Annotated in this window: 20 protein-coding genes, 2 tRNA genes, 3 rRNA genes and 2 pseudogenes; 14 read left to right on the forward strand and 13 right to left on the reverse strand. The window is 58.5% G+C overall.

Annotated elements, in window-relative coordinates; genetic code table 11:
• Nucleotides 1-150 precede the first annotated feature (150 nt).
• Nucleotides 151-990, forward strand: coding sequence for an SDR family NAD(P)-dependent oxidoreductase (locus tag CGZ77_RS10860; protein WP_009426245.1), 840 nt, complete (start codon nt 151-153; stop codon nt 988-990).
• 155 nt (nt 991-1,145) lie between these two features.
• Here the strand turns inward: CGZ77_RS10860 and cysS are convergent, their stop codons facing one another.
• The 7 genes from cysS to purD form a co-directional block, all read right to left on the reverse strand.
• Nucleotides 1,146-2,567 (reverse strand): cysteine--tRNA ligase, encoded by a 1,422-nt coding sequence (gene cysS / locus CGZ77_RS10865; protein ID WP_009426246.1) that lies wholly within the window; start codon nt 2,565-2,567, stop codon nt 1,146-1,148.
• A gap of 26 nt (nt 2,568-2,593) precedes the next feature.
• Nucleotides 2,594-2,827 carry a hypothetical protein gene (locus tag CGZ77_RS12545; RefSeq protein ID WP_232304387.1) on the reverse strand — a complete coding sequence of 78 codons (234 nt, stop codon included), beginning with the start codon at nt 2,825-2,827 and terminating at the stop codon, nt 2,594-2,596.
• Entirely contained in the window at nt 2,808-3,215 is a 408-nt protein-coding gene (locus CGZ77_RS10870; RefSeq protein WP_232304388.1) for a hypothetical protein, read from the reverse strand. Before CGZ77_RS10870 ends, CGZ77_RS12545 begins: the two co-directional genes overlap by 20 nt.
• Nucleotides 3,196-3,411 (reverse strand): hypothetical protein, encoded by a 216-nt coding sequence (locus CGZ77_RS10875; protein ID WP_009426248.1) that lies wholly within the window; start codon nt 3,409-3,411, stop codon nt 3,196-3,198. Before CGZ77_RS10875 ends, CGZ77_RS10870 begins: the two co-directional genes overlap by 20 nt.
• Nucleotides 3,412-3,451: 40 nt before the next feature.
• Nucleotides 3,452-4,600, reverse strand: a complete 1,149-nt coding sequence (gene obgE, locus CGZ77_RS10880; RefSeq protein ID WP_009426249.1) for a GTPase ObgE — start codon at nt 4,598-4,600, stop codon at nt 3,452-3,454.
• Between the two features lie 144 nt (nt 4,601-4,744).
• Nucleotides 4,745-6,199 (reverse strand): pyruvate kinase, encoded by a 1,455-nt coding sequence (gene pyk / locus CGZ77_RS10885; RefSeq protein ID WP_009426250.1) that lies wholly within the window; start codon nt 6,197-6,199, stop codon nt 4,745-4,747.
• Nucleotides 6,200-6,336: 137 nt separating this feature from the next.
• Nucleotides 6,337-7,620, reverse strand: a complete 1,284-nt coding sequence (gene purD / locus CGZ77_RS10890) for a phosphoribosylamine--glycine ligase (RefSeq protein WP_009426252.1) — start codon at nt 7,618-7,620, stop codon at nt 6,337-6,339.
• Between the two features lie 141 nt (nt 7,621-7,761).
• On the opposite strand from purD, the gene lptB reads away from it, so the two are divergent.
• The 3 genes from lptB to hpf are packed head-to-tail and all read left to right on the forward strand — an operon-like array spanning nt 7,762 to nt 10,290.
• On the forward strand, nt 7,762-8,496 hold the full coding sequence (gene lptB, locus CGZ77_RS10895; protein WP_009426254.1) for an LPS export ABC transporter ATP-binding protein: 735 nt from the start codon (nt 7,762-7,764) through the stop codon (nt 8,494-8,496).
• Nucleotides 8,497-8,516: 20 nt separating this feature from the next.
• Nucleotides 8,517-9,869: an RNA polymerase factor sigma-54 gene (gene rpoN / locus CGZ77_RS10900; RefSeq protein ID WP_009426255.1), complete on the forward strand. Its 1,353-nt coding sequence runs from the start codon at nt 8,517-8,519 to the stop codon at nt 9,867-9,869.
• Between the two features lie 58 nt (nt 9,870-9,927).
• Entirely contained in the window at nt 9,928-10,290 is a 363-nt protein-coding gene (gene hpf, locus CGZ77_RS10905; RefSeq protein WP_009426256.1) for a ribosome hibernation-promoting factor, HPF/YfiA family, read from the forward strand.
• A 636-nt stretch (nt 10,291-10,926) separates the two neighbouring features.
• Here hpf and CGZ77_RS10910 read toward each other — a convergent pair.
• Entirely contained in the window at nt 10,927-11,775 is an 849-nt protein-coding gene (locus CGZ77_RS10910) for a LysR family transcriptional regulator (RefSeq protein WP_009425006.1), read from the reverse strand.
• Between the two features lie 140 nt (nt 11,776-11,915).
• On the opposite strand from CGZ77_RS10910, the gene CGZ77_RS10915 reads away from it, so the two are divergent.
• Complete coding sequence (locus tag CGZ77_RS10915) at nt 11,916-12,116, forward strand: DUF2798 domain-containing protein (protein WP_009425007.1); 201 nt, start codon at nt 11,916-11,918, stop codon at nt 12,114-12,116.
• A gap of 96 nt (nt 12,117-12,212) precedes the next feature.
• Here CGZ77_RS10915 and mutL read toward each other — a convergent pair whose 3' ends face one another.
• A complete protein-coding gene (gene mutL / locus CGZ77_RS10920) occupies nt 12,213-14,138 on the reverse strand; it encodes a DNA mismatch repair endonuclease MutL (protein ID WP_036495441.1) in 1,926 nt (641 codons plus the stop codon).
• A 99-nt stretch (nt 14,139-14,237) separates the two neighbouring features.
• Complete coding sequence (locus CGZ77_RS10925) at nt 14,238-14,765, reverse strand: GbsR/MarR family transcriptional regulator (protein ID WP_036495442.1); 528 nt, start codon at nt 14,763-14,765, stop codon at nt 14,238-14,240.
• Nucleotides 14,766-14,866: 101 nt separating this feature from the next.
• Between CGZ77_RS10925 and upp the strand changes: the two genes are divergently transcribed.
• The 8 genes and pseudogenes from upp to CGZ77_RS10960 all read left to right on the forward strand — a co-directional run.
• Complete coding sequence (gene upp, locus CGZ77_RS10930; RefSeq protein WP_009425011.1) at nt 14,867-15,493, forward strand: uracil phosphoribosyltransferase; 627 nt, start codon at nt 14,867-14,869, stop codon at nt 15,491-15,493.
• 50 nt (nt 15,494-15,543) lie between these two features.
• Nucleotides 15,544-15,654: pseudogene (locus CGZ77_RS12180) on the forward strand (IS1595 family transposase); the annotation flags it as partial.
• 275 nt (nt 15,655-15,929) lie between these two features.
• Nucleotides 15,930-17,470: ribosomal RNA gene (locus tag CGZ77_RS10935) — 16S ribosomal RNA — on the forward strand.
• Between the two features lie 59 nt (nt 17,471-17,529).
• Nucleotides 17,530-17,606: transfer RNA gene (locus CGZ77_RS10940), tRNA-Ile, on the forward strand.
• A 36-nt stretch (nt 17,607-17,642) separates the two neighbouring features.
• A tRNA-Ala gene (locus CGZ77_RS10945) sits at nt 17,643-17,718 on the forward strand.
• A gap of 354 nt (nt 17,719-18,072) precedes the next feature.
• A 23S ribosomal RNA gene (locus CGZ77_RS10950) occupies nt 18,073-20,964 on the forward strand.
• Nucleotides 20,965-21,087: 123 nt separating this feature from the next.
• Nucleotides 21,088-21,200: ribosomal RNA gene (gene rrf, locus CGZ77_RS10955) — 5S ribosomal RNA — on the forward strand.
• Together the 16S, 23S and 5S rRNA genes with 2 tRNA genes alongside form the textbook arrangement of a ribosomal RNA operon.
• Nucleotides 21,201-21,563: 363 nt before the next feature.
• Nucleotides 21,564-21,857: pseudogene (locus CGZ77_RS10960) on the forward strand (ComEA family DNA-binding protein); the annotation flags it as partial.
• Nucleotides 21,858-22,062: 205 nt separating this feature from the next.
• On the opposite strand, the gene CGZ77_RS10965 reads toward CGZ77_RS10960, so the two are convergent.
• The 3 genes from CGZ77_RS10965 to CGZ77_RS10975 all read right to left on the reverse strand — a co-directional run bounded on the left by CGZ77_RS10965 (nt 22,063) and on the right by CGZ77_RS10975 (nt 23,883).
• Nucleotides 22,063-22,347, reverse strand: coding sequence for a chaperone modulator CbpM (locus CGZ77_RS10965; RefSeq protein ID WP_009427161.1), 285 nt, complete (start codon nt 22,345-22,347; stop codon nt 22,063-22,065).
• A gap of 20 nt (nt 22,348-22,367) precedes the next feature.
• Nucleotides 22,368-23,309 carry a DnaJ C-terminal domain-containing protein gene (locus tag CGZ77_RS10970; protein WP_009427162.1) on the reverse strand — a complete coding sequence of 314 codons (942 nt, stop codon included), beginning with the start codon at nt 23,307-23,309 and terminating at the stop codon, nt 22,368-22,370.
• 133 nt (nt 23,310-23,442) lie between these two features.
• Nucleotides 23,443-23,883, reverse strand: a complete 441-nt coding sequence (locus CGZ77_RS10975; RefSeq protein WP_036496622.1) for a pyridoxamine 5'-phosphate oxidase family protein — start codon at nt 23,881-23,883, stop codon at nt 23,443-23,445.
• 127 nt (nt 23,884-24,010) lie between these two features.
• On the opposite strand from CGZ77_RS10975, the gene rfaD reads away from it, so the two are divergent.
• The gene (gene rfaD / locus CGZ77_RS10980; RefSeq protein ID WP_036496610.1) at nt 24,011-25,009 is read left to right on the forward strand and encodes an ADP-glyceromanno-heptose 6-epimerase; all 999 of its coding nucleotides are present in this window, start codon (nt 24,011-24,013) and stop codon (nt 25,007-25,009) included.
• Nucleotides 25,010-25,053: the final 44 nt, after the last annotated feature.

Raw genomic sequence — 25,053 nt, forward strand, 5'->3', positions numbered from 1 at the left:
AGAAACCCTACAAACATTACCGAAGTGGCACAAGCCCCCACCCTAGCCCTCCCCCGCAAGCGGAGAGGGAACGCGGTTGCCCGACAAATTTCAGACGGCTTCAAAGGCAGCCTGAACCCCTTTTCAACCCCAACCCCGAAAGGAATCCCCATGCAAAACCCATCCCAAGTCTGGCTCGTAACCGGCGCGTCCGGCGGTCTCGGACTCGCGCTCGTCAAAGCCCTGCTTGCCGCTGGACACCGCGTCGCCGCCACCACGCGCAATGCGGACAAGCTCGCCGAAGCCGTCGGCGGCAGCCATGAAAACCTGCTCGCGCTCACCATGGCGCTCACCGACGAAGCCGACATCAAACGCGGCATCGCCGCCATCACCGAACGCTTCGGGCGCATAGACATCACCGTCAACAACGCAGGCTACATTCTCGTCGGCGCGATTGAAGAGCTTTCCGACGCCGAAATCCGCGCCAATTTTGACATCAACGTCTTCGGCATGATGAACGTCATCCGCGCCGTGATGCCCGTTTACCGCGCGCAAAAGAGCGGGCGTTTTCTCAATATTTCATCCATTTCGGGCAGCGTTACCGACCCCGGTCAGGCGATTTACAGCGCCAGCAAAGCCGCCGTCATCATGCTCACCGAAGCGGTGGACGACGAAGGACGCGATTTCAACGTGCGCGCCACCGCCGTCTGTCCGGGCGGGCTGCGGACTTCTTTTCTCGGCGGCTCGGCGCGTTTCCCCGAACAGCCGATTGCCGACTATGCCAGCGTGCGCCAATACGAAGAAAACTACCGCCGCCTGAACCAAAACCAAAGCGGCGACCCCGCCAAAGCCGCTCGCGCCCTAATCACGCTCGCCGCCGCCGACAACCCGCCCAAACGCATCTATCTGGGCACCGACAGCTTCGCGGCGATGGAGCGCAAAATGGGCAAAGTGGCAGCGGAAATGGCGGCGTGGGACGAGTTGTCGCACAGTACGAAGTATGAGGGTTGAGGCCGTCTGAAAACGGGAAAGGCCGTCTGAAAGGCATGGGCTTTTCAGACGGCCTCTGCCGCCGATGCAGGCACAAGCGCCCTGCCCCGCATATCCGTTCAAGAAAAAGGCCGTCTGAAACCTTAATCAGACGGCCTTTTTGTTCATTAGCGGGCTTAACCGCGCCGCCAGCTTGTGCCGCCTGCGCCGTCTTCGAGGATGATGTTTTGCGCGGTCAGGAGGTCGCGGATGCGGTCGGATTCCGCCCAGTTTTTATCCGCGCGCGCCTGCTTGCGTTGGGCGATGAGGGCTTCGACTTCTTCGTTGGAGAGGCCGTCTGCAACCGCACCGCCCTGTAAAAACTCGGTCGGGTCGCGCTGCAAGAGGCCGATGATGCCGCCCAAGGCTTTCAGGCAGCCCGCCAGTTCGGCCGATTGGGTTTTGTTCACTTCGCCCGCCAGTTCAAACAACACGGCCACGGCTTCGACTGTACCGAAGTCGTCGTTCATCGCGGCGTAGAAGCGGCGCGTGTAGTCGTTGGCGTTTTCGCTTAAGGCAAATTCGGCCGGCGGCGTGTGTTTGAGCGCGGTGTAAAGGCGGGTGAGTGCGCCTTTGGCATCGTCAAGATGTGCGTCGGAATAGTTCAGCGGGCTGCGGTAGTGGGCGCGCAGGATGAAAAAGCGCACTACTTCGGGGTCGTATTGTTTCAATACGTCGCGGATGGTGAAGAAGTTGCCCAGCGATTTGGACATTTTTTCGCCGTCCACGCGGATAAAGCCGTTGTGCAGCCAGTATTTCACATGGCTGGCAACGGGTTTGCCGTGGTGCGTTACCGCATGGTCGTGGCCGCAGGCATGCCCGCTTGCGCCGACGCTTTGGGCGATTTCGTTTTCATGGTGGGGAAACTGCAAATCCGCGCCGCCGCCGTGAATGTCGAATGTGTCGCCGAACAGTTTTTCGCTCATCGCCGAGCATTCGATGTGCCAGCCCGGACGACCGTTGCCCCACGGACTTTCCCATGCCGGCTCGCCCGCTTTGGCGGCTTTCCACAGCACAAAATCGAGCGGGTCGCGTTTGAAACCGTCCACTTCCACGCGTTCGCCCGCGCGCAGATCATCGAGCGATTTGCCCGAAAGCTGGCCGTAGGCGGCAAATTCGCGCACGGCGTAATACACGTCGCCGTTGGCCGCCGGATAGGCTTTGTCGCGTGCAATCAGGTTTTCAATCATCGCAATCATCTCGGCGATGTTTTCGGTGGCCTTCGGTTCGAGGTCGGGGCGCAACACGCCCAGCGCGTCGGCATCTTCGTGCATCGCCGCGATAAAGCGGGCGGTCAAATCGCCGATGGTTTCGCCGTTTTCCGCCGCGCGGGCGATGATTTTGTCGTCGATGTCGGTGATGTTGCGCACATAAGTGAGCGGATAGCCGCACTCGCGCAGCCAGCGCGCAATCATGTCAAACACCACCATCACGCGGGCATGGCCGAGATGGCAGTAGTCGTAAACCGTCATGCCGCAAACGTACATGCGCACGTTGGCAGGATCGATGGGGGAAAAGGCTTCTTTTTGGCGGGTAAGGGTATTATAGAGGTTTAGCATGGGTTTTATGTTGGATGATGGAAAATCTAATGTCCGTCGGCAGGCAGAAAATCTTCAAATATCAATTTTCTCGCCAATATGGCTTGTTCTATCGGCCGTATCCATTCAGACGGCCTTTCGCGTTTCAAATAGTGCGTGCCGCTAATCCACAGTTGCAACACCGGCTCAAACCATGTGTTATCAAAGATAAAACATTCGTCGGCATATCCGACAGCGGTTTGCAGATTGCGCAGGCTTTCGCTAAATCGTTTGCGGATCAAACCGGGATCGATCCGGTGGCCGCCGTTGCGGACGCGTTCTTCTACGCGGCAGACGTTCAGTTCGGGAGAAGACAGGCCGATATAGTTCAAAATGATATGGAACCCGGCCGCTTTGGCGGTCTGCATCCTTTTTAGCGACGAAACGCCGGCCAAAGTGGATTCCAGTGAAAAGAGGTGCGGCTTTCGATAGCCTGACGGAACAGACGCAGCGCCCCTTTTTACCTGCCTCCATATCGGCCGCACGCGGATTGGCGGGATTCAGTTCGGCAGCAATGCGGTCTGAATCGATCACGACGGACACGTCGTCCTGATTCAGACGGCGCAGCGTTGATTTTCCCGCGCCGTTGGTGCCGCAGTAAAACACTGCCTTAGAACGGGTGTTTTGCATATCCGACTATCTTTTCCGTGCCGTCCGGCTGTAATTCCACAATATTGCCGTACTCGTCGCCGACATACACCGATGTGTATTTGCGCTTTTCGGCCATGCATGCGCGGTAGAGGCTTTGCAGGGTGTCTTGTTTGCGCTTGAGGGCTTGGATTTGTTCGGGCGTAATCATGTTTGTCCTTGCGTGGCTGTCGGGCATAAGGCCGTCTGAAAACCTTTCAGACGGCCTTTGCCGTTATTCACTCTGCCTTCAACACCGAAGTATCCGTCTGCGGCTGCGCGGCGGCGGTGTCGGCGGCGGCTTTTTCGGCGGCTTCGGCCTCGGCGGCGAGGCGTTTTTTCTCGGTAAGATATTGGCCGATTTGGTGTACCAGGTTTTGTGTGCCCTGATGGGTTAACGCGCTGATTTTGAACAGGCGGGGGGTGGCCATGTCGAATTGGAAGCGGTCATCTGGTTTGGGGTGGTCCCAGCCGATGGCTTCGAGGAAGGCGGCGCTACGCGCTTGGGCCTCTTCTTCGTCGAGCATGTCGAGTTTGTTCAGCACCAGCCAGCGCGGTTTGCCGTAAAGTTCTTCATCGTATTTGCGCAATTCGTTGATGATGGCGAGTGCTTCTTCGGCCGGGTTGACGGTTTCGTCGAAGGGTGCCAAATCGACGACGTGCAGCAGCAGACCGGTGCGTGATAAGTGTTTGAGGAAACGGTGTCCGAGACCTGCGCCTTCTGCCGCGCCTTCAATCAGGCCGGGAATGTCTGCCATGACGAAGCTGTGGTTTTCGTCGATACGCACGACGCCCAAGTTCGGATGCAGTGTGGTGAAGGGGTAGTTGGCGATTTTGGGACGTGCGGCGGATACGGCGGTAATCAGGGTGGATTTACCGGCGTTGGGCATGCCTAATAAGCCGACATCGGCGAGGACTTTGAGTTCGAGTTGCAGGGAACGGGTTTCGCCTTCTTCACCGGGCGTAGATTGTTTGGGGGCACGATTGACGGAGGATTTGAAGTGGATGTTGCCCAAGCCGCCTTTGCCGCCTTTGGCTAGGCAGACGCGCTGACCGTGGTACGTAAGGTCGGCGACGATTTCGTCGGTATCGAGGTCGCGGATGAGGGTGCCGACGGGCATTTTGAGGACGATGTCGTCCGCCCCTGCGCCGTAGCGGTCGGAGCCGTGGCCTTTTTCGCCGTTTTTGGCCTGGTAGCGTTTGACGAAGCGGTATTCGACGAGGGTGTTGGTGTTTTCGTCGGCTTCGGCGTACACGCTGCCGCCGCGTCCGCCGTCGCCGCCGTCGGGGCCGCCGCGCGGTACGAATTTTTCGCGGCGGAAACTGGTTGCGCCGTTGCCGCCGCGTCCTGCGGCCACTTCGATTTTGGCTTCGTCGATGAATTTCATGTGTCGGATTCCTATGGTTTTCAGACGGCCTTTATGAAGATGGGAGGCCGTCTGAAAAGCGTATGCAAACGGGCGGCATTATAAGGGATAGGCCGTCTGAAAGCCGAAACTTTTTCAGACGGCCGACTCCCTGCTCTGCCCGCTTTATTTGGCGCACATGATTTGCAGGGTGTCGGTGCTGCCCGATTCGCGCATTTTGGTGCCGCTGGTGATGATGTAGCGCTCGCCGCTTTTGAGGATGCCGAGTTTGACGAGTTCGGCTTCGACCTGTTCGAGCGCGGTGTCGCGGTGGAGGCTGGTTTGCAGATGCAGGGGGCGCACGCCGCGGTACATGGCCATGCGGCGCTGGGCGGCGGGGTGGGGCGTGAGGGCGTAGATGGGGATTTGGATGCCGTAGCGGCTGATTTGGAAGGCGGTTGTGCCGCTTTCGGTAAGGGCGACGATGGCTTTGGCATCCACTTCGCGGGCAACGTGCACCGCGCCGCCCGCTATGGCATGGTCGGTGCGGCGGCTGTCGTCGAAATCGTCTACCGTGCCGATGAGGGAGTCCTGCTCTTTTTCGGCGGCGGCGCAGATGGCGGCCATTTGGCGCACGGTTTCAAAGGGATAGGCGCCGGTGGCGGTTTCGGCGGAACACATCACCGCGTCCGTGCCGTCGAGCACGGCGTTGGCCACGTCGCTGACTTCGGCGCGGGTGGGCACGGGGTTGGTAATCATCGATTCCATCATCTGCGTGGCGGTGATGCTGAAACGGCGCAGCTCGCGGGCGCGGCGGATCATGCGTTTTTGCAGGGCGGGCACGGCGGCGTTGCCCACTTCCACGGCCAAATCGCCGCGCGCCACCATGATGCCGTCTGAAGCTTCGATGATGCTGTCGAGGTTGCGCACGGCTTCGATGCGCTCGATTTTGGCAACCAGCCCCGGGGGCAGACCGCCCTTCCCGCCTGCGGTGGCAAGGTCGCGGGCGATTTTCATGTCTTCGGCGTTTTTGACGAAGCTGACGGCCAGATAGTCGCAGCCGATGTCGAGGGCGGTGTTGAGGTCGCGGAAGTCTTTTTCGGTGAACGAACCGGCGCTGAGGCCGCCGCCGCGTTTGTTGATGCCTTTGCCGCTTTTGAGGAAACGGGCGTTTTCGGCGACGGCGCGGATTTCGCTGCCGGACACGGAATCCACGGTCAGCGCGAGCAGGCCGTCGTCGAGCAGGAGGACGTCGCCCGGCTGCACGTCGTCGGGCAGTTCGCGGTAGTCGAGGCCGATGCGTTCGCGGCCGCCTTCGCCTTCGTAGGCGGCGTCGAACACCAGCATATCGCCCGTGCGCACGTCGAGGCCGCCGCCCGCGATTTTGCCGATGCGGATTTTCGGCCCCTGCAAATCGGCCATCAGGGCGACTTCCTGTCCGGCCTGCCGCGCGGCTTCGCGCACGGTTTCGGCGGCAGCGCGGTGGCTTTCGGGCGTGCCGTGGCTGAAATTGAGGCGGACGACGTTCAGGCCGCCTGCGGTAATCATGTCGCGCAGCAGCTCGACGCTGCTGCTGGCGGGGCCGAGGGTGGCGATGATTTTGGTGTTGTGGCGGATGCGGGAGAGATCGCGGATGTGCATGGTGTTCCTTGCGGGGAAAACGGCGCCGCACGGCTTTCAGACGGCCTGCGGCGCGGAAAATAGGGGAAGGAGGCCGTCTGAAAAAACGGCGCGGAGGTTCGGGGCGGGTTTCAGACGGCCTTTTGATACGGCGGCGTTTATGCGGCCGAACCGCGTTTGACGGCCTTATCGGCAATGTCTTTGCGGTACTGCATGCCCTCGAAGCGGATTTTTTCTACGGCGCGGTAGGCGGTTTGCTGCGCTTCTTCCACGCTGTCACCGAGGCCGACGACGCAGAGGACGCGGCCGCCGTTGGTGGCCGTGCGCCCGCCTTCGGCAAAGGCCGTGCCCGCGTGGAAGACTTTGCCGGTTTCGTTCGCTTCGTCTATACCCTCGATGATGTCGCGTTTGCGCGGATTGTCGGGATAGCCCGCAGCGGCAAGGACGACGCCGACGGCGGTTTGCGGCTTCCATTCGGCCGACACTTCGTTCAGACGGCCTTCAATGCCCGCCTGCACGAGAGCGGCAAAGTCACTGTCGAGGCGGCTCATCACCGGCTGGGTTTCGGGGTCGCCGAAGCGGCAGTTGAATTCGATGGTGTACGGCGCACCGGTTTCGTCGATCATCAGCCCTGCGTATAGAAAACCGGTAAACGGAATGCCGTCTTCCTTCATGCCGCGCACGGCGGGCAGAATGATTTCGTCCATCACGCGGCGGTGCACTTCGGGCGTAACGACAGGCGCGGGGCTGTATGCGCCCATGCCGCCGGTGTTCGGGCCGAGGTCGCCGTCGAGCAGGCGTTTGTGGTCTTGGCTGGTGGCCATCGGCAGCACGTTGTCGCCGTCGGCCATCACAATAAAGCTGGCTTCTTCACCGTGCAAAAAGTCTTCAATCACAACGCGTGCACCCGCGTCGCCCATTTTGTTGCCCAGCAGCATATCGTCCACGGCGGCGTGCGCTTCGTCTTCGTTCATGGCGACAATCACGCCCTTGCCCGCCGCCAAACCGTCGGCCTTAATCACGATGGGCGCGCCTTTTTCGCGGATATAGGCGTGCGCCGCTTCGGCGTCGGCAAAGGTTTGGTACTGCGCGGTGGGAATGCCGTGGCGCTGCATAAAGGCTTTGGCAAAGTCTTTCGAGCTTTCGAGCTGCGCGGCGGCGCGGGTGGGGCCGAACACGGGCAGGCCGGCGGCGCGGAAATCGTCGACTATGCCCGCAGCCAGCGGCGCTTCCGGCCCGACAACAGTGAAGGCGATTTTTTCGGCGCGGCAAAAGGCGATCAGGCCGGCATGGGCGGTGAGCGGCAGGTTGCGCAGCTTGGATTCGACGGCCGTACCCGCGTTGCCGGGGGCGACGAAAACGGTTTCTACATCGGGCGACTGCGCCAGCTTCCACGCCAGCGCGTGTTCGCGGCCGCCGCCGCCGATAACGAGCAGTTTCATGACTGAATATCCTTGGAAAACGGGGAAAAAACGGGATTATAGACCAATCCGCAGAGGCCGTCTGAAAAGCCGCCGCAGGTTTTCAGACGGCCTGAAAACACAGTACAATAAAGAAACATCATAAAAAACACCCGTCAATATATGTCAGCAGAAAACAGCCGCCTGGTTGCCCGCAACCTGCAAAAAACCTTCAAAAAACGCCAAGTCGTCAAAGATTTCTCGCTCGACATCGAAAGTGGCGAAGTCGTCGGCCTGCTCGGCCCCAACGGCGCGGGCAAAACCACCAGTTTCTACATGATCGTCGGCCTGATTGCCGCCGACGCGGGCAGCATCACGCTCGACGGGCGCGAGCTGCGCCATCTGCCGATACACGAGCGCGCGCGCATGGGCGTGGGCTATCTGCCGCAGGAAGCGTCGATTTTCCGCAAAATGACCGTGGAACAAAACATCCGCGCCATCCTCGAAATCAGCCTCAAAGACAAAAACCGCATCGACGCCGAACTGGAACGCCTCCTGTCCGACCTCAACATCGAACGCCTGCGCCACAGCCCCGCCCCCGCCCTCTCCGGCGGCGAGCGGCGGCGCGTCGAAATCGCCCGCGTGCTGGCCATGCAGCCGCGCTTCATCCTGCTGGACGAACCCTTTGCCGGCGTCGACCCGATTGCTGTAATCGACATTCAGAAAATCATCGAATTTCTCAAACAGCGCGGCATCGGCGTGCTGATTACCGACCACAACGTGCGCGAAACCCTGCGTATCTGCGACCGGGCCTTCATCATCAGCGATGGCACAGTGCTGGCCACCGGCCGGCCGGAAGAGTTGGTGGAAAACGAACAGGTGCGCGCCGTCTACCTCGGCGAAAACTTCCATTACTAAAACAACGAAAACAAAACATTATGGGCGGACAATCCTTCCATCTCAAACTCAAACAGACGCAGCAGCTCAACCAGGGGCTGCAACAGTCGCTGCGCGTTTTGCAGATGTCCGGACTCGAACTCGAACGCGAAGTGGACGACTGGCTGCAAGACAATCCCCTCTTGGAGCGGCGCGACCCGTCCGACGACGGCCGCCTCGAACCGCCGCACCTCTCCGCCGCCGTCTCCTCCCGCAACCAAATCGGCGGCGACGAAGCCGAAGACGTGTGGGCGACCATCGCCGAAGAAGAAGACTTCAACCACTACCTGCACGGCCAAGTCTGCGAACACCCGCTCACCGACGAAGAAGCCGCCCGCGTCCACATCGTTATCGACTTTCTCGACGACCAGGGCTACCTCACCGACACGCCCGAAGAAATCGTCGAACACACCCCCCTCGAATGGATGCTCGACGAAGACGACATCCAAACCGCCATCGACCACCTGCAAAACTTCGATCCCCCCGGCGTCGGCGCCGCCGATTTGCGCGAATCCCTCATGCTCCAACTGCAACGCCTGCCCGCCAGCCCCTCGCGCCAGTGCGCCGGACAAATCGTCAGCCGCTTTCTCGACGAACTCAACCGCAGCAGCCGCCGCAACGTCGAAAAATTCAAAAAAGCCCTGCCCGACTACACAAGCGACATCATCGAATCCGCCCTCGACCTCATCGGCAGCCTCAACCCCTATCCCGCCTACGGCTTCGCCGCCGCCGAACCCACCGCCTTCATCCAGCCCGACGTCTTCGTGCGCGAAGGCGAAAACGGCTGGGAAGTGGTCGGCAACGAAGCCGCCTGGCCGCGCCTCGCCCTCAACACCGAACTGGCCGACGCCCTCAAAGACGAAGGCATAGACGAAGTGTGGCGCGAAAAAATCCAGGAAGCGCGGCAGAAAATCGACAGCCTCGAATTGCGCAAAAGCACCGTCGTGCGCCTGGCCGAATACATCGTCGCACGGCAGGAAGACTTCTTCGTCTTCGGCGAAATCGGCCTCACCCCCATGCTGCTCAAAGACGCCGCCGCCGACTTGGGCGTGGCCGAAAGCACCGTCTCCCGCGCTGCCGGCAACAAATATCTCGCTTGCCCGCGCGGCCTGTTTGCGTTACGCTACTTTTTCACACAGGCGGTCAACGCCGAAGACGGACAGGAAGGCACCAGCCAGAGCGCGGTCAAAGCCGTGCTGGCGCAACTGATAGAAAAAGAAGACAAAACCCATCCCCACTCCGACGAAGCCCTGTCCAAACTGCTCAAACTGCAAGGCATAGACATCGCCCGCCGCACCGTCGCCAAATACCGCGAAAACCTGGGCATCGCACCGGCACACCAGCGCAAGATATAGTTTTTCCGTGCCGCCTGAACTTTTCAGACGGCCTCAACCCCACCGAAGGAGTAGAACTATGAACTTGAAAATCACCGGTTTGAATTTCGATGTAACGGAAGCCGTCAAACAACACGTCGCGCTCAAACTCGACCGCATCGCCCGCCACGCCGGCAACCTGATTTCCGTCGCCGTCACCCTTTCCGTGGACAAACTCGACAACAAAGCCGAAGCCGACGCCCACCTGTCGGGCAAAACCCTGCACGTCGAAACCGCCGGACAGGAAAACATGTATGCCGCCATCGACTCGATGATGGACAAACTCGACAGAGCCCTCATCAAACACAAAGAGAAAAGCCAAAACGTGCGCGGCGCACCCAAGCCCGCAGCCGAAACCGAAGCGGGCAACGACGACGAAGCCGACAGCGCGGCACAAGCCTGAGCCGCAGCATAAAGAAGGCCGTCTGAACACAGTTTCAGACGGCCTTTTGCCTGCCCGCCACCCTATCCTTTTGCAAACCGGTAAAGCTGCCGACGGATTCGGATAACGGAACAATTCAAAGCAAAAGGCCGTCTGAATGCGGCAGTTGCGGTAGGGTGTACCACCCGCAGGCGACGCACGCGTTTAGGGGATTGCGGAAAACGTGCGGACAGACAGAAGCCGTCTGAATCGTTGAGGCCGTCTGAAACGTTGAGGCCGTCTGAAACGTTGAGGCTGTCTGAAACGTTGAGGCTGTCTGAAACGTTGAGGCTGTCTGAAACGTTGAGGCTGTCTGAAACGTTGAGGCTGTCTGAACCGCCAAATTCAGACGGCCAAATTCAGACGGCCAAATTCAGACGGCCAAATTCAGACGGCCAAATTCAGACGGCCAAATTCAGACGGCCAAATTCAGACGGCCAAATTCAGACGGCCAAATTCAGACGGCCGTTCTGCTCCCTCTCCTGCGCCCAAGCGCGGGGGAGGGTTGGGGAGGGGGTGGCGGTTCGCAGAACCGCTTGTCCGCCGTATAAATGCCGCCGTTCAAACCGCAAGCTCCCAGACTTCCTGCGGGTGGGAAGGAACAGGTTTCAGACGGCCTTATTCCGCCAACACCTCGCCCAAAAAATCCGCCACCGCGCGGATTTTTGTCGAGCGACGCAGGTCTTCGTGCATCACCAGATAGATATCGGCGGCGAATTCTTCCTTTACCGCCGCGTCATGCAGCCCGACCTGCACGAAGCCGTCTTCGGGGTGGACGTAAAAATCGGGCAAGAGACCGATGCCGGTTTCGGCGGCAATGCCGGCTTTGATGAGGTCGAAATCGTTGCAGGCGAGGATGACTTTGCGCCCGGCGAGTTGTTCTGCCTGCCACAAGCCATGCGCACCGGCGATGTTCAGGCAGAGAAAGGCCTGCTCGGCGTGCGGGCGGTTCTTCAGGTAATTGGTGCGGGCGTAGAAGCGGTAACGGATGGGGCGCAGACGGCGGACGACCAGGTCGTTTTGCGTCGGGCGGACGATGCGCAGCGCAATGTCCGCCTGGCGCGCGTGCAGATCGCTGATTTGCGCGTCGCTTTGCAGGACGAGGCGGATGTTGGCATGGCGGCGGGTGAAGGCGGCAAAGTGCGGCATCAGCAGCCCCTTAGCGACCAGTGGCGGTGCGGAAATGACGACTTCCGCCATTTCCTCGCGCTGCTCGCGCGCGGTGCGCAGCAGGGTATTCATGCCGACGGCGATGTCCTGCGCCTGCGCGTAAATGCGCGCGCCGTCCTCGCTTAACAGGTAACGGCGGCCGATGCGGTCAAACAGGCGCAGGCCGAGCGTCGCTTCCAGCCGCGCAATGCGGCGCGAAACGGTGCTGTGCTGCACGCCAAGCGCTTCGGCGGCGGCGGTCAGGGTTTGTTTCTCTACGAGAACGGCGAAATGGTGCAGGTCGTCCCAGTCGGTCATGGCGATACTTTCGTTGTTTGTGCGTGAATCGTCGGCGGTCGGCGATTTTTCGTATTTTAAGCGCCCTGCGCACAAACTAAACTACCGTTCCCCGATACACAGGAACCAATCATGAAAAACTGCCGAAAAAATACGCGGGCGTGCTGTTTTCTTTCTACGCCTCGGCGATTATGGTGATGATTGTCAGCGGCGTGCTGGTCGCACTAAACACCGGCGTGGACGCGGGCTATGTGCTGCGCCTCGCCAAAGCCTATCTGATTACCTGGCCGGTCGCCTTTGCCAGCCTGCTGGCGGTACGGCCGCTGGTGGTGAAGCTGGTGGCGGCGAGTGTGGCGGAGTAGGGCGGTGTGAAAGGCCGTCTGAAAACCCGTTTTACGGTTTCAGACGGCCTTTTAACGGCTTTCGGAAACGTCATTCCCGCGAAGGCGGGAACGGCCTTATTGTCCGCGTAAAAACAGGGCGTCTAGGTCTTTCAGGGTCAGTTTCACCCAGGTGGGGCGGCCGTGGTTGCACTGGTTGCTGCGCGGGGTGTTTTCCATGTCGCGCAGCAGGGCGTTCATTTCGGGCAGGGTGAGGCGGCGGCCGGCGCGTACCGAGCCGTGGCAGGACATGGTGGCAAGCAGGCGGTTTTCGTAAGCTTCGACGGCCTGCGAGGCGCCGACTTGGGCGAATTCGCGCAGCATGTCGCGGGCGAGGCTTTCGATGTCGGCTTTGCCGAGCATTTGCGGCACGGTGCGCACGGCGATGCGGTTTTCGCCGATGGCGGAGAGGTCGAGGCCGAAGGCGCGCAATTCGTCGCCGTGGTCGGCGAGGGCGGCGGTTTCTTCGCGGGTGGCGGCAAAGGAAACGGGGATGAGCAGCGGCTGGCTGTTCAGACGGCCTTGCGCGTCGCGCTGGCGTTTCATTTTTTCGTAATTCACGCGTTCGGCGGCGGCGTGCATGTCGATCAGCAGCAGGCTGTCGGCGGCTTGGGCGAGGATGTAGATGTCGAGCAGCTGGGCGATGGCGAAGCCGAGCGGGTGTTCGGGGAGGCCGTCTGAAACGCTGTCGGCAGGCGCGGGCTGGTTTTCAGACGGCCTGCCGAAGCGCTGCTGTTCCAATTCGGCCAGTTCGCGGTCGTCGTGCGGGCTCTTGCGGTAGAGTTCGGCGTAGGTGTCGAGGGCGCGGCGGCTTTCGTTGAGGCTGAGGCTGCGCTGCTGCGGCACGCGGGCGGCGGGGGTGTAGGCGGCGGGCACGCTTTTGCCGGAGGACGCGGGCGGGGCGGCGTTGAGACCGTCTGAAAGGGCGGAGGACGGGCTTTCAGACGGCCTCTCGGCCACGCCCATGATTTGGTGCAGCACGGCGCCGGCGTTGCCGACGCTTTCGGTGCGGTCGGCGCGGGTGTCGGCCAGCACTTTGTCGAGGCTGTGGAAGATAAATTGGTGGACGGCGGCGCTGTCGCGGAAGCGGATTTCGGTTTTGGCGGGGTGGACGTTGACGTCTACAGCCTCGGGCGGCAGTTCGAGAAAGAGGACGAAGGCGGGGGTGAGGGCGTGGTGCAGCACGTCGCGGTAGGCCTGTTTGACGGCGTGCAGCATGACTTTGTCGCGCACGAAGCGGCGGTTGACGAAGCAGTATTGCTGCGCGCTTTTGCCTTTGGCGAAGGTGGGTTTGGCAATCAGGCCGCGCAGGCCCATGCCGCCTGCGGCGGCGGAGACGGGCAGGGAGGCCGTCTGAAAATCGGCGCCGAGCACGGCGGCCACGCGCTCTTCGAGGCTTTGCGGCGGGTAGGCAAACAGGGTTTTGCCGTCGCGTTTGAAGGTGAAGGCCACGGCGGGATTGGCGAGGGCGAGGCGTTCGACAACGGCGGCGCAGTGGGCGTTTTCGGTAGCGTCGGATTTGAGGAATTTGCGGCGGGCGGGGGTGTTGAAGAAGAGGTCGGCCGCTTCCACCGTCGTGCCTTCGGGATGGGCGGCGGCGGACACGGCGGAGAGGGCGCCGTCTTCGGCGCGGATTTGGTTGGCGTGCGCTTGGCCGCTTTGGCGGCTGGTGAGGGTGAGGCGGCTGACGGAGGCAATGCTGGCCAGCCCTTCGCCGCGAAAACCCATGCTGGCGACGTGTTGCAGATCGCCGAGGCTGGCGATTTTGCTGGTGGCGTGGCGCGACAGGGCAAGGGGCAGGTCGTCGGGGTGGATGCCCGTGCCGTTGTCGGTGACGCGCAGGCGTTTCACGCCGCCCGCATCGGCCTGCGCCTCTATCGCCGTCGCGCCCGCGTCGAGGCTGTTTTCGATGATTTCTTTGAGTGCGGCGGCTGGACGCTCGACCACTTCGCCGGCGGCAATTTGGTTGACGAGGTGGTCGGGCAGGGCGGCTATGCGGGACATGGCGGGGGCTCGTTCGGTGGGAAAAGGCGGCATTATAAGGCAAAGGGCGATGAGGCCGTTCCCGCGTAGGCGGGAACGGCCTGTTCTTTCGGTTTTGCGTCAGTCTTTGCGGCCGAGAAAACGCTGGATTTTCGCGCCGAGTTTGAGCACCTGCGCCAGTGTGCCGGCGGGGAGTTTGATCATTTCGCGCGTCCAGCCGGTGGCTATGTCCATAAATTCCTGCGTGTCGCGGATGCGTTTTTGCACCTGCTCGTTTTCCTGCGCGAACTCGGGCGTGGCCATCAGCTCGTTGAGAAAGTGCAGGGTGGGCTCGATTTCGCGCTGCTGGCGCTGCTCGACGATGGTTTTCACCAGCACCCACACGTCGTCGGAGGTGGTGAAATAGTCGCGGCGGTCGCCGAGCTGGTGCACGGTCTGCACCAGTTTCAGGCTTTGCAGCTCTTTGATGCTGTTGCTGACGTTGGAGCGGGCGACGGAGAGGGTTTCGCTGATTTCTTCGGCGTTCATCGGTCGGCCGATGATGTAGAGCAGGGCGTGGATTTGCGCCACGGTGCGGTTGACGCCCCATTTGGAGCCCATTTCGCCCCAGTGGAGCACGAATTTCTGCGTGGTCGGATTCAGTTTCATGGCGCGCATTATTGGATTTTTGCAAATTTCCGTCAAGACAGAAACGGAGTGCGCCGCTATAATCCGCGCCGTTTTGCCAACCCGTTTTTGGAGTCCCAACCGTGAACATCCGCATCATCGACCACCCCCTCGTCCGCCACAAACTCGCGCTGATGCGCGAGGCCGACTGCAGCACCTACAAATTCCGCACCCTCACCGGCGAGCTGGCGCGGCTGATGGCCTACGAGGCCAGCCGCGATTTCGCTACCGAAACCTACACCCTGCAAGGCTGGTGCGGCGAAATCGAAGGCGAGCGCATCAAGGGCAAAACGATTACCGTCGTGCCCATCCTGCGCGCGGGGCTGGGCATGCTCGACGGCGTGCTCGATCTGATTCCCACCGCCAAAATCAGCGTCGTCGGCCTGCAACGCGACGAAGAAACGCTCAAACCCGTGTCCTATTTTGAAAAATTCGTCAGCAAAATGAACGAGCGCCCCGCGCTGATTATCGACCCCATGCTGGCCACCGGCGGCTCGATGGTGGCCACCATCGACCTTTTGAAGGCCAAAGGCTGCACCAACATCAAAGCGCTGGTACTCGTTGCCGCGCCCGAAGGCGTGAAACTGGTAAACGACGCGCATCCCGACGTTACCATCTACACCGCCGCCCTCGACAGCCACCTCAACGAAAACGGCTACATCATCCCCGGCCTGGGCGACGCGGGCGACAAGATTTTCGGCACGAAATAAACATTCCGTTTGGGGCTGTACTAGATAAGCAGTCATGTCAGACTGCAAAAATGAAGATAACCCGTTGTAAACTAAAAAAGAGTATTCAAAAGAAACTGCTTCAGTTTTTTGTACTCGAAGTTACTGCCCGTTCGGCCGCCGATTTATTGGGCATCCACCCCTACGAGGTTTCGGTGGATGATGAGAAAACAAAATTTCTTTTCTGTTCATTGATATGACGAATTTTCCTCTGTGTTTCCGTTTCTGGAGCTTGACTGAAGTTTGCCGGGTTCTGTATAGTTCACATCTTCGCTGCTTCGGCGGCGCTGTTCTTTAACAAAACGATTACCGATAAGTGTGAGTGCGCGAGCCTCACACTGCGACAAAAACAGACAGAAGATGTTTTCATTGGCTGTCGGTTTCTTTGAAGCAGACCAGAAGTTATAAGTTAGAGATTGAACATAAGAGTTTGATCCTGGCTCAGATTGAACGCTGGCGGCATGCTTTACACATGCAAGTCGGACGGCAGCACAGAGAAGCTTGCTTCTTGGGTGGCGAGTGGCGAACGGGTGAGTAATGTATTGGAACGTACCGAGTAATGGGGGATAACCAATCGAAAGATTGGCTAATACCGCATACGTCCTGAGGGGGAAAGCGGGGGATCTTCGGACCTCGCGTTATTCGAGCGGCCAATATCTGATTAGCTGGTTGGTGGGGTAAAGGCCTACCAAGGCGACGATCAGTAGCGGGTCTGAGAGGATGATCCGCCACACTGGGACTGAGACACGGCCCAGACTCCTACGGGAGGCAGCAGTGGGGAATTTTGGACAATGGGCGCAAGCCTGATCCAGCCATGCCGCGTGTCTGAAGAAGGCCTTCGGGTTGTAAAGGACTTTTGTCAGGGAAGAAAAGGCTTTTGATAATACCAGGAGCTGATGACGGTACCTGAAGAATAAGCACCGGCTAACTACGTGCCAGCAGCCGCGGTAATACGTAGGGTGCGAGCGTTAATCGGAATTACTGGGCGTAAAGCGGGCGCAGACGGTTTGTTAAGCAGGATGTGAAATCCCCGGGCTCAACCCGGGAACTGCGTTCTGAACTGGCAGGCTAGAGTGTGTCAGAGGGGGGTAGAATTCCACGTGTAGCAGTGAAATGCGTAGAGATGTGGAGGAATACCGATGGCGAAGGCAGCCCCCTGGGATAACACTGACGTTCATGCCCGAAAGCGTGGGTAGCAAACAGGATTAGATACCCTGGTAGTCCACGCCCTAAACGATGTCGATTAGCTGTTGGGCAGCTTGACTGCTTAGTAGCGTAGCTAACGCGTGAAATCGACCGCCTGGGGAGTACGGTCGCAAGATTAAAACTCAAAGGAATTGACGGGGACCCGCACAAGCGGTGGATGATGTGGATTAATTCGATGCAACGCGAAGAACCTTACCTGGTCTTGACATGTACGGAATCCTCCAGAGACGGAGGAGTGCCTTCGGGAGCCGTAACACAGGTGCTGCATGGCTGTCGTCAGCTCGTGTCGTGAGATGTTGGGTTAAGTCCCGCAACGAGCGCAACCCTTGTCATTAGTTGCCATCATTAAGTTGGGCACTCTAATGAGACTGCCGGTGACAAACCGGAGGAAGGTGGGGATGACGTCAAGTCCTCATGGCCCTTATGACCAGGGCTTCACACGTCATACAATGGTCGGTACAGAGGGTAGCCAAGCCGCGAGGCGGAGCCAATCCCAGAAAACCGATCGTAGTCCGGATTGCACTCTGCAACTCGAGTGCATGAAGTCGGAATCGCTAGTAATCGCAGGTCAGCATACTGCGGTGAATACGTTCCCGGGTCTTGTACACACCGCCCGTCACACCATGGGAGTGGGGGATACCAGAAGCAGGTAGGCTAACCGCAAGGAGGCCGCTTGCCACGGTATGCTTCATGACTGGGGTGAAGTCGTAACAAGGTAGCCGTAGGGGAACCTGCGGCTGGATCACCTCCTTTCTAGAGAAAAAAGAGGCTTGTGCATTCACACTTATCGGTAATCGAAAGAGCGTTACAAAGGGTTTGTAGCTCAGGTGGTTAGAGCACACGCTTGATAAGCGTGGGGTCGTAGGTTCAAGTCCTACCAGACCCACCAAAAAACCCGTACGGAAGAAATCCGGTGCAGGAAAACGGGGGCATAGCTCAGTTGGTAGAGCACCTGCTTTGCAAGCAGGGGGTCATCGGTTCGATCCCGTTTGCCTCCACCACATACTTTACAAATCAAAAAGGGTTGCTATAATGCGCAGCCCGTTTTGATTTGCGAAGTAGACAAAATCGAACGCATAGATCTTTAACAAATTGGAAAGCCGAAATCAACAAACAAACGAAGTAAGGTTTGTGTCTGCATGAAACAGCCGGAAGGCCGTCTGAAAGCAGGTAGTTTTAAATAACAGACAAACCGAATACAGAAATTTGGGTGATGATTGTATCGACTTAACCCTGAAACACAAAAGGCAGGGTTAAGACACAACAAGCAGTAAGCTTTATCAAAGTAAAGGCCTTAAGGAACGTAGCTAGTCAACGGCGAAACTCCAAAGTCAGAAAGGTGCTTCAAATGATAGAGTCAAGTGAATAAGTGCATCAGGTGGATGCCTTGGCGATGATAGGCGACGAAGGACGTGTAAGCCTGCGAAAAGCATCGGGGAGCTGGCAATAAAGCTTTGATCCGGTGATGTCCGAATGGGGAAACCCACCGCATTCAGTGCGGTATCCTTGTCTGAATACATAGGACAAGAGAAGCGAACCCGGAGAACTGAACCATCTAAGTACCCGGAGGAAAAGAAATCAACCGAGATTCCGCAAGTAGTGGCGAGCGAACGCGGAGGAGCCTGTATACGATAGCCGTCGGGATAGAAGAAAGAATTGGAAACTTCTGCCATAGTGGGTGATAGCCCCGTATTCGAAATTCCGGCGGTGGTACTAGGTATACGACAAGTAGGGCGGGACACGAGAAATCCTGTCTGAAGATGGGGGGACCATCCTCCAAGGCTAAATACTCATCATCGACCGATAGTGAACCAGTACCGTGAGGGAAAGGCGAAAAGAACCCCGGGAGGGGAGTGAAATAGAACCTGAAACCTGATGCATACAAACAGTGGGAGCGGATTTATTCCGTGACTGCGTACCTTTTGTATAATGGGTCAACGACTTACATTCAGTAGCGAGCTTAACCGGATAGGGGAGGCGCAGGGAAACCGAGTCTTAATAGGGCGATTGAGTTGCTGGGTGTAGACCCGAAACCGAGTGATCTATCCATGGCCAGGTTGAAGGTGCCGTAACAGGTACTGGAGGACCGAACCCACGCATGTTGCAAAATGCGGGGATGAGCTGTGGATAGGGGTGAAAGGCTAAACAAACTCGGAGATAGCTGGTTCTCCCCGAAAACTATTTAGGTAGTGCCTCGAGCTAGACACTGATGGGGGTAAAGCACTGTTATGGCTAGGGGGTCATTGCGACTTACCAACCCATGGCAAACTAAGAATACCATCAAGTGGTTCCTCGGGAGACAGACATCGGGTGCTAACGTCCGGTGTCAAGAGGGAAACAACCCAGACCGCCAGCTAAGGTCCCAAATGACAGATTAAGTGGTAAACGAAGTGGGAAGGCCCAGACAGCCAGGATGTTGGCTTAGAAGCAGCCATCATTTAAAGAAAGCGTAATAGCTCACTGGTCGAGTCGTCCTGCGCGGAAGATGTAACGGGGCTCAAATCTGTAACCGAAGCTGCGGATGTACTTTTAGTGCATGGTAGGGGAGCGTTCTGTAGGCCTGCGAAGGTGTCTCGTAAGGGATGCTGGAGGTATCAGAAGTGCGAATGTTGACATGAGTAGCGATAAAGCGGGTGAAAAGCCCGCTCGCCGAAAGCCCAAGGTTTCCTACGCAACGTTCATCGGCGTAGGGTGAGTCGGCCCCTAAGGCGAGGCAGAAATGCGTAGTCGATGGGAAACGGGTTAATATTCCCGTACTTTGATTCAATGCGATGTGGGGACGGAGAAGGTTAGGTTAGCAAACTGTTGGAATAGTTTGTTTAAGCCGGTAGGTGGAAGACTTAGGCAAATCCGGGTCTTCATAACACCGAGAAGTGACGACGAGTGTCTACGGACACGAAGTAACCGATACCACGCTTCCAGGAAAAGCCACTAAGCTTCAGTTGGATCAGAACCGTACCGCAAACCGACACAGGTGGGCAGGATGAGAATTCTAAGGCGCTTGAGAGAACTCGGGAGAAGGAACTCGGCAAATTGATACCGTAACTTCGGGAGAAGGTATGCCCTCTAATGTGAAAGACTTGCTCTGTAGGCATAGGAGGGTCGCAGAGAATCGGTGGCTGCGACTGTTTATTAAAAACACAGCACTCTGCAAACACGAAAGTGGACGTATAGGGTGTGACGCCTGCCCGGTGCTGGAAGGTTAATTGAAGATGTGAGAGCATCGGATCGAAGCCCCAGTAAACGGCGGCCGTAACTATAACGGTCCTAAGGTAGCGAAATTCCTTGTCGGGTAAGTTCCGACCCGCACGAATGGCGTAACGATGGCCACACTGTCTCCTCCCGAGACTCAGCGAAGTTGAAGTGGTTGTGAAGATGCAATCTACCCGCTGCTAGACGGAAAGACCCCGTGAACCTTTACTGTAGCTTTGCATTGGACTTTGAAGTCACTTGTGTAGGATAGGTGGGAGGCTTAGAAGCAGAGACGCCAGTCTCTGTGGAGCCGTCCTTGAAATACCACCCTGGTGTCTTTGAGGTTCTAACCCAGACCCGTGATCCGGGTCGGGGACCGTGCATGGTAGGCAGTTTGACTGGGGCGGTCTCCTCCCAAAGAGTAACGGAGGAGTTCGAAGGTTACCTAGGTCCGGTCGGAAATCGGACTGATAGTGCAATGGCAAAAGGTAGCTTAACTGCGAGACCGACAAGTCGAGCAGGTGCGAAAGCAGGACATAGTGATCCGGTGGTTCTGTATGGAAGGGCCATCGCTCAACGGATAAAAGGTACTCCGGGGATAACAGGCTGATTCCGCCCAAGAGTCCATATCGACGGCGGAGTTTGGCACCTCGATGTCGGCTCATCACATCCTGGGGCTGTAGTCGGTCCCAAGGGTATGGCTGTTCGCCATTTAAAGTGGTACGTGAGCTGGGTTTAAAACGTCGTGAGACAGTTTGGTCCCTATCTGCAGTGGGCGTTGGAAGTTTGACGGGGGCTGCTCCTAGTACGAGAGGACCGGAGTGGACGAACCTCTGGTGTACCGGTTGTCACGCCAGTGGCATCGCCGGGTAGCTAAGTTCGGAAGAGATAAGCGCTGAAAGCATCTAAGCGCGAAACTCGCCTGAAGATGAGACTTCCCTTGCGGTTTAACCGCACTAAAGAGTCGTTCGAGACCAGGACGTTGATAGGTGGGGTGTGGAAGCGCGGTAACGCGTGCAGCTAACCCATACTAATTGCTCGTGAGGCTTGACTCTATCATTTGAAGGACTTTAAAACCTTTAAGATAATGCTTACATCGGACTTGTTCCGATACTTTCATCACAGTTGATTTGACGACGGTTTGTAACCGTCCGGCTTTACCGATTTGACAGTTTACGTCTGGCGGCCATAGCGAGTTGGTCCCACGCCTTCCCATCCCGAACAGGATCGTGAAACGACTCAGCGCCGATGATAGTGTGGATTCCCATGTGAAAGTAGGTCACTGCCAGACACTTATTCCGAACCCCCGCAAAAAGCGGGGGTTTTTGTTTGTTCATACCGGAGTAAGAATTCGTGCCTGTTTGTTTGTGCCGTAGTAGGGGTTTGAGGCTTTATCCCGGATATGCGTCATTCGGGCCGGGTATGCATCATGGTGTAGGTTTCGGTCTGCTGCTATCTTTATCTTAAGCTTCTTCTGTCGGATAAAACAGAATGTTGCTCCGGGAAAATGCTTGCCGATTCGGCAGTTTTTAATTATGATATCCGTTCTTGATTGTGCCGGCCCGTCCGGTGTGTGTGCCGGAACATTATTTCGGTTGTGTGCAAAAAGAAACCGGAATGGTGTGCCGCTTATGTGTCAGAAAGGAAAATTATGATGAAGAAAATCCTGTTCGGATTGGCAGCCTATGCGCTGGCGGCTCTGGCCGCCGCCGCGGTTAATATCAATACGGCAACGGTGGAGGAGCTGAAAGCCCTGCCGGGCATCGGCCCGGCCAAAGCCCAGGCCATTGCCGACTACCGTAAGGAAAACGGTGATTTCAAATCGGTTGAGGATTTGAAAAAGGTCAAAGGCATCGGCGAGGGTATCTTCGGCAAGCTCAAGGATGAGGCTACCGTCGGTTCCGCACCCAATGCCAAAGCAGCCAAACCCGCCGCACCTGCCGCCAAAAACGTAGACGGGAAAACCCGTATCCGCAGCCGCCGGGAGCTTCACTGCCGGCGGCTTTGCCTGATTGATGTGGATGAAAACGGCAATATTACGGGGCTGTTTTAAACAGAGATAAGCTCGCCCTGCGGCAAGAGGCCGTCTGAAAAAACCTGCTTCGCAGGTTTTTTCAGACGGCCTCTTTGCCGTTGCGGCGGCGGTTTGCGGTTTATACGGTTTCGGCGGCGTCGGCTTGCGGCCGGGGTTTGCGCAGCTCTTCCACTTCGTCGAGCAGGCGCATGATGAGGCCGAGGGCGGGGATGCCGGCGTCGAAGTCGCGGCTGATGCGGGCGGCGCGGCGGACGCGGGCGAGTTGGAAGCCGCTGAACTGCGCCTGTTCGGGACGGCCTTCGATGCTGATGATGTCTTCTTCTATCAGTTCGAGCAGCCATTCGCGGCGGCATTGTCCGATGCGGACGATTTCTTCAAAGCTGAGGGTGATGTCGGTTTGCATGGTGTTTGTCCTTTGCGGTGTCAGGCTGGGTGGCCGAAGTGGGCGGCAAGCTGCTCCCAGGCGCGGCGGTCGGCTTCGCTTTCGGCTTTGGGTACGGTGATGCGGATGGTGAGGTATAGGTCGCCCGCTTCTTTGGCGGGGATGCCTTTGCCTTTGAGGCGGATGGTTTTGCCGCTTTGGCTGTCGGCGGGCAGGCTGACTTGCAGGCGGCCGCCGGCGGTGGGGACGATGATTTTGCCGCCGAGCACGGCTTCCCATGGTTTGACGTCGATGGTTTGGTAGACGTCTTTGCGGTTTTTGACGTAGAGATCGGGGCGCTCGTGGAATTTGATTTTGAGGTAGAGGTCGCCGTCGGCGCCGCCGTTGCGGCCGGGCAGGCCTTGTCCGGCAAGGCGTATCTGCTGGCCTTCGCTGATGCCCTGCGGGATTTTGACGTTGAGGGTTTTTTCGCGGTAGACGGGGCGGCCGTATTCGTCGGCGGAGGGGACGTTGAGGGTGAGGGTGCGCTCGGCGCCGGTGTAGGCGGCGTAGATGTCGACGGCGAGTTCGGCGTGCTGGTCCTGCCCTTTTTCGGGGCCTTCGGGGCGGCTTTGTGCGCGGCTGCCGAAGGCGGAGAAGAGGTCTTCGAAGTTGAAGTCGCCCGCGCCGAAGGGTTCGCCGCCGCGGTATTCGTAGCGGAAGCCGCCGTCGGCGAAACCGTTTGCATCAAAGCCCTGGCCGAAGGAGCTGCCGCCCGCGCGTCCGTAGGGGTTGGCCTGTTCTTCGTCGTAGGCGGCGCGTTTTTCGGTGTCGGACAGGGTTTCGTAGGCGCGGTTGATTTCGGCGGTGCGCCCGGCGGCGTCGGGTTCTTTGCTGACGTCGGGATGGTATTTGCGCACGAGTTTGCGGTAGGCTTTTTTGATGGTGTCGGCGTCGGCGGTTTTGTCGACGCCGAGTATTTCGTAGTAGCTTTTTTCTGCCATACGGATGTCCTCTGTAATTTGGTTTCAATTCGGCTGCCATGATGGGGGCGGGGCACCGGGATTCAAGGCGCGGCGGCGGGGAAAAACGGCAGGCCGTCTGAAACGGGTGTTTTGCTTTCAGACGGCCTAAATTTTACGCCTCTTCACGCTGCCACAGGGTTTTCTGGGCGAAGACGAGTTTGTTGTCGGTGTATTTCACGCTGTCGAGTTCGAGCTGCCAAACGTCGGTTTTCAGCGCCATGGCTTTGGCCAGCGGGTGTGTTTCCGTGTAGAGCGCCAGCGCGTTTTTGCGCGCTTCGCCTTCGAGCCGCAGGGCGCGGGCGGAGAGCTGGATGCCGCTGATTTGGAGGAAGCCTTCGGGCTGTCCGGCGATGGTGGCGGCCACCTGCGGCGAGGCCGACATCAGGCGGCCGTGACGGCTGTTGCACGAGGTGAGGACGATCAGGCGGGCGGCGGCTTCGTCGAAGGCGTAGAAGCAGCAGGCGCTCCAAATTTCGCCCTCTGCTGCCGCGGCAATGCTGACGACGCGGTTGGCGCGGAAGAAGGCGGCGGTGTTTTCGGGCATGCTCTGCACGGTTTTTCCTTTCTCAATCTGTTTCCAATACGTTTTCAGACGGCCTGAAACGGACGGCATTTTAACCGAAAGGCCGCTTTGGTTTACAATGCCGCCCTTTCAGACGGCCTCTAAAAGGACTCTTCTTATGACCATTATCGTCACCGGCGCGGCCGGCTTTATCGGCAGCAACATCGTCAAAGGGCTCAACGCGCGCGGCATCACGGATATTGTCGCCGTGGACAATCTGTCAAACGGCCAAAAATTCAAAAACCTTGCCGACTGCGACATCGCCCATTACCTCGACAAAAACGAATTCATCCGCCAGGTGCGCGACCATATTTTCCCCTTCTCCGACATCGAAGCCGTGTTCCACGAAGGCGCGTGTTCCGACACCATGAACCACGACGGCCGCTATATGATGGACAACAACTACCAGTACACCCTCGATCTGCTGGACTGGTGTCAGGACGAGCGCATCCCGTTTCTTTACGCATCCAGCGCGGCCGTGTACGGCAAGGGCGAAACCTTCCGCGAAGAGCGCGAACACGAAGAGCCGCTGAATGTATACGGCTATTCCAAATTCCTCTTCGACCAAGTCGTGCGCCGCCGCATCGCCGAAGGGCTCAGCGCGCAGGTGGCGGGCTTCCGCTACTTCAACGTCTACGGCGCGCGCGAGCAGCACAAAGGCCGCATGGCTTCCGTCGCCTTCCATCATTTCCACCAATACCGCGAACGCGGCTACGTCGAACTCTTCGGCAGCTACGACGGCTACGGCAGCGGCGAACAAAGCCGCGACTTCGTCAGCGTCGAAGACGTGGTAAACGTCAACCTGTTCTTCCTCGACCACCCCGAACAATCCGGCATTTTCAACCTCGGCACCGGCCGCAGCCAGAGCTTCAACGAGCTGGCCGCCGCCACCGTCAACGCCTGCCGCGCCGCCGAAGGCAAGGAAAAACTCGGCCTGGCCGAACTGGTGGCGCAGGGTCTGATCCGCTACACCGAATTTCCCGACGCGCTCAAAGGCAAATACCAAAGCTTCACCCAAGCCGACATCGCCCGCCTGCGCGACGCGGGCTACGCGCAAGACTTCCTCACCGTCGAACAGGGCGTGGAGCGCTACGTCGACTGGCTGCGCGAACACTGAACCTGAGGCCGTCTGAAAAGAGGTTTAAACCCTTTTCAGACGGC

It is taken from the genome of Neisseria sp. KEM232 (assembly GCF_002237445.1).
GTDB lineage: Bacteria > Pseudomonadota > Gammaproteobacteria > Burkholderiales > Neisseriaceae > Neisseria.

Bases quoted from the DNA above. Each gene is read 5' to 3' on its own strand.
- CGZ77_RS10860 (WP_009426245.1), top strand. From the start codon at position 151: ATGCAAAACCCATCCCAAGTCTGGCTCGTAACCGGCGCGTCCGGCGGT.
- cysS (WP_009426246.1), bottom strand. From the start codon at position 2,567: ATGCTAAACCTCTATAATACCCTTACCCGCCAAAAAGAAGCCTTTTCC.
- CGZ77_RS10870 (WP_232304388.1), bottom strand. From the start codon at position 3,215: ATGCAAAACACCCGTTCTAAGGCAGTGTTTTACTGCGGCACCAACGGC.
- CGZ77_RS10875 (WP_009426248.1), bottom strand. From the start codon at position 3,411: ATGCCCGACAGCCACGCAAGGACAAACATGATTACGCCCGAACAAATC.
- obgE (WP_009426249.1), bottom strand. From the start codon at position 4,600: ATGAAATTCATCGACGAAGCCAAAATCGAAGTGGCCGCAGGACGCGGC.
- pyk (WP_009426250.1), bottom strand. From the start codon at position 6,199: ATGCACATCCGCGATCTCTCCCGCATCCGCCACAACACCAAAATCATC.
- purD (WP_009426252.1), bottom strand. From the start codon at position 7,620: ATGAAACTGCTCGTTATCGGCGGCGGCGGCCGCGAACACGCGCTGGCG.
- lptB (WP_009426254.1), top strand. From the start codon at position 7,762: ATGTCAGCAGAAAACAGCCGCCTGGTTGCCCGCAACCTGCAAAAAACC.
- rpoN (WP_009426255.1), top strand. From the start codon at position 8,517: ATGGGCGGACAATCCTTCCATCTCAAACTCAAACAGACGCAGCAGCTC.
- hpf (WP_009426256.1), top strand. From the start codon at position 9,928: ATGAACTTGAAAATCACCGGTTTGAATTTCGATGTAACGGAAGCCGTC.
- CGZ77_RS10910 (WP_009425006.1), bottom strand. From the start codon at position 11,775: ATGACCGACTGGGACGACCTGCACCATTTCGCCGTTCTCGTAGAGAAA.
- mutL (WP_036495441.1), bottom strand. From the start codon at position 14,138: ATGTCCCGCATAGCCGCCCTGCCCGACCACCTCGTCAACCAAATTGCC.
- CGZ77_RS10925 (WP_036495442.1), bottom strand. From the start codon at position 14,765: ATGAAACTGAATCCGACCACGCAGAAATTCGTGCTCCACTGGGGCGAA.
- CGZ77_RS10965 (WP_009427161.1), bottom strand. From the start codon at position 22,347: ATGCAAACCGACATCACCCTCAGCTTTGAAGAAATCGTCCGCATCGGA.
- CGZ77_RS10970 (WP_009427162.1), bottom strand. From the start codon at position 23,309: ATGGCAGAAAAAAGCTACTACGAAATACTCGGCGTCGACAAAACCGCC.
- rfaD (WP_036496610.1), top strand. From the start codon at position 24,011: ATGACCATTATCGTCACCGGCGCGGCCGGCTTTATCGGCAGCAACATC.